At 36.7% G+C, this 2,501-nt stretch carries 3 protein-coding genes; all 3 read right to left on the reverse strand.

All coding sequences use genetic code 11. The features are described 5' to 3' along the window. Positions 1-74: 74 nt before the first annotated feature. A complete protein-coding gene (locus P20652_RS11680) occupies positions 75-1,418 on the reverse strand; it encodes an SPFH domain-containing protein (RefSeq protein ID WP_008167678.1) in 1,344 nt (447 codons plus the stop codon). Continuing rightward, positions 1,411-1,749 (reverse strand): hypothetical protein, encoded by a 339-nt coding sequence (locus P20652_RS11675; protein WP_008167680.1) that lies wholly within the window; start codon positions 1,747-1,749, stop codon positions 1,411-1,413. Before P20652_RS11675 ends, P20652_RS11680 begins: the two co-directional genes overlap by 8 nt. Before the next feature lie 274 nt (positions 1,750-2,023). Further along, on the reverse strand, positions 2,024-2,431 hold the full coding sequence (locus tag P20652_RS11670; RefSeq protein ID WP_008167682.1) for a hypothetical protein: 408 nt from the start codon (positions 2,429-2,431) through the stop codon (positions 2,024-2,026). Between the last annotated feature and the right edge of the window lie 70 nt (positions 2,432-2,501).

The raw sequence follows: 2,501 nt of genomic DNA on the forward strand, positions 1-2,501 counted from the left end.
TTGTTTATATAATATTTAAAGGCTAAGTATTTAAAGGCTAGGCCTCTATATTATTTATATATTCATTAAATCGTTTATTTTTTCTCTTTTTCTAAACGCTTTTTAAGACTCAATGCAGCATCAGCAGCTAATAAACGCATAAATTCAGAGCCATTGCTTTGCTCGCCTTGACCTGCGCCAATTACTATTTCAGGCACTAAACGGCTATTGCCTAAGCTGGTAAATAAAGCCGTTTGAATTTTAACTTCTGCTTTTAACGTTTCATCAAATACATACTTAGGATCAAGTGCCGCAGATTTAGCCCTTAAACGAGCTTCAGCTAAAACGTCCATACCTAATGCTTCTAAGCGTTGTTGCTTTAAAATCTCTTCTTGCTCTTTTGCAAGCTCCGCTTTTACAGCAACTCGTTGCTGCGCAGAAATAATAGCATTTGCCTTAATTCGTTCAGCATCTATTTGCTCTTTTATTTTTAGCTTTTCAGATTCAGCACGTTGCTTAGCAATGGCTTGCTCACCTAAAGCTACTTCCGTACGCGCTTGTTGCTCAGCTTTTTTAAGGTTTTGACGTGCGAGTGCTTCATCAGCTGCGGCTTGCTTTTGCGCTTCAAGACGCGCATTTACTTTGCTTTCGTAGTCAATATCAATAATGCTGGCATCAACTACTGTAATACCGTAAGCGCCTAAAATAGGTGCATTACGTAGTGTATTACCTTCATCGTCCATCTTAATATTAATAGTAACGCGCTGCTGTTTACTCAAATTACCCAAATCGTCAGATTTATCGCGCTCACCCGTACTAATAATTTGTTCAGTAACAAAAATACCGTTGGTTAATTGATCAGAAAAATCTTGGCTTAACTGGCCATTACCACCAGAGTAATGTTGCTCTACCGACATCATACGCGCCGATGCTTTTACGTTTTCTGTCGTTGCCCGCATTAATAAATTAGATATTAATGTTTCTTGTGAACCAAACTCTTCGTGTATTTTAAGTAAACCGCGTAAAGCACCCGATTCAGCCGCAGGTACATTGCCAGGTAACCTAAAACGCGATACGCCTCTTGCGCCACCCGTTGTCGTATCTAAAAATCGAATCGGTATTAACGGAACAATTGCGCTTGCGGTTGCACCTGAGTCACCCGTAAAGTTAATCGAAATTACTTTTTTATAAGCCGATGTAGTACCAAATGCCTTTAAATACGGACCCGCCTGATTTATTACGGTTAAGTTACCAGTAAAAGCCGATTGGTGTACTAAACGCTCATCTGCTTCATTCCACGAAACAACCTGCGATGTAAGCGTTGCAATCACGCCAAGTACCACAATCACAGAAGCACCAATAATTACATTACGACGACCAAATCGCTCTATAAAAGAATCGCTTTTTACTGCGGGAATCACACTCTGTTCATTAGCCATTTTTATTACTCTCCATGTTTAATTTCTTTTTAACAAAGAAAATGATTTCCTGTTCACTCAAATGTGCGCAAAAACTACCAGAACGATGTAGTTGAACAAATGTTGCAAGGATCTCTTCTTTGCCTTTAGCTGTTTCTTCTTCGTTTTCTTGAGTTTGATTTTTTTCTGTTAGTTGATTGATTAACTCATCAACTATCGTGTCTTTATCAAATAGTACATTGTATTCATTTAACTTTTTTACCCGACTTTTATGTATATTGCTATAAATTACATAAATTGCCACGCATAAAACAATCACAAGCGTACTTAACCCAATAATATATAAAATCATAATTTCTACTTAAACTAGTTTAAATATTTAACGAGCAATAACATGTGTAAACAATGATACACAAATGTTAATTGGTTAATTTTACAGTAAACTTAAGTAAAAATCAGATTAAAAAGTATTTAATAACTAACAGTAATTAGTACCTGCAATAAAAACAAAAAAGCCCATGATAGGGGTTAACCTAACATGGGCTTTTTCACTCTCGCTATTTTATAAAAGTGTTTTAAATAAGAACACTCTATAAGGCGTTTTATAAAAAGCTTATAACAGCTTTTTATAACGATAATTCTTCTTTAGCGCGAGTTAAGTTATGCGATACCATTGTACTTGTAGACATTTGGTTTGCTTCGTATAAATCAGCAAGACCAGCCGTGTCGTTATTCGCTTTTAAACGTGCAACACCACGGTTACTTAATGCAAATGATGTAAGTTGGCGAACTTTAAATTTAGGGCCATCTGCGTCTTTTAAAAGTGCGATTGCTTTAGTACAAATTGCTTCGGCTTGAGCATAATTTTTTGACTTAACATTCAGTGCACAGCTATTAAATGATTGCTCAAGTGGTTGTGGCGCTGTTGCAGTTTCAATAACCATTAATTTGTAATCACTTTGATCAGCCATTGCAGCAGCTGAACATGTTAATAGTGAGCTAAGAGCGATAGTTTTGATAAGAGTAAGTTTCATGGTCGTAGTCCTGTTAGTTAAGCCGTGCTTGTTGCCGACAACTGAACTTTAATGAATTAACACAACCCCG

It is taken from the genome of Pseudoalteromonas sp. BSi20652, from assembly GCF_000239855.1.
In the GTDB taxonomy this organism is placed as follows: Bacteria; Pseudomonadota; Gammaproteobacteria; order Enterobacterales; family Alteromonadaceae; genus Pseudoalteromonas.